The 639-nt window shown below is 70.4% G+C and carries 2 protein-coding genes; one reads left to right on the top strand and one right to left on the bottom strand.

Annotated features, from left to right (window positions below; genetic code table 11):
* The coding region (locus EAO73_RS34890; protein ID WP_147975546.1) for a TMEM165/GDT1 family protein at positions 1 to 286 on the top strand (286 nt) is incomplete at its 5' end.
* Positions 287 to 354: 68 nt separating this feature from the next.
* Here the strand turns inward: EAO73_RS34890 and EAO73_RS34885 are convergent.
* A partial coding sequence (locus EAO73_RS34885) for a methylated-DNA--[protein]-cysteine S-methyltransferase (protein WP_147975545.1) occupies positions 355 to 639 on the bottom strand: 285 nt, incomplete at its 5' end.

The following is a 639-nucleotide window of genomic DNA, read 5'->3' as shown; positions in this document are numbered from 1 at the left end:
GACGGTGACCGGGTTCTGGCCGGTGTACTCGACGGCCTTCATGGCGGTGTTCATCAGCGAGTGGGGCGACCTCACCCAGATCACGACCGCCAACCTCGCGGCGAGCAACGGTACCTGGTCGACCGCGATCGGCTCCGCCGCCGCCCTGATGTCCGTATCGGCGCTGGCGCTGCTCGCGGGCCGGTTCATCGCGAAGCGCGTCCCGCTGAAGACCGTGCAGCGGATCGGCGGGCTGTGCATGCTGGGTCTGGCGATCTGGACGGTGACCGAGATCTTCACCGGCTGACCCACGGGCTTCGTCGTACGGCGAGGGGCCCCGCACACGCGTGTGCGGGGCCCCTCGCCGTACGCGTTTCAGAAGAGCGCCGGCACGCTCTCCTCCGTACCGTTCTCGAAGGCCAGCAGGCGCTGCTTGCGGTCCAGGCCGCCGCCGTAACCGGTGAGGCCGCCGGACGCTCCGATCACCCGGTGACAGGGCACGATGATGCCGACCGGGTTCTTGCCGTTGGCCAGGCCCACCGCCCGGGAGGCGCCGGGCTTGCCCAGGTTCTCGGCGAGTTCGCCGTACGAGCGGGTCTCCCCGTACGGGATGAGGCGCAGCTGCTCCCAGACGCTGCGCTGGAACGGGGTGCCGTCCAG

The sequence above is a fragment of the Streptomyces sp. col6 genome (genome assembly GCF_008042035.1).
Classification (GTDB): Bacteria; Actinomycetota; Actinomycetes; order Streptomycetales; family Streptomycetaceae; genus Streptomyces.
The sequence above is the reverse complement of the archived record's forward strand: the minus strand, read 5'-3'. Positions and strand labels throughout refer to the sequence as shown.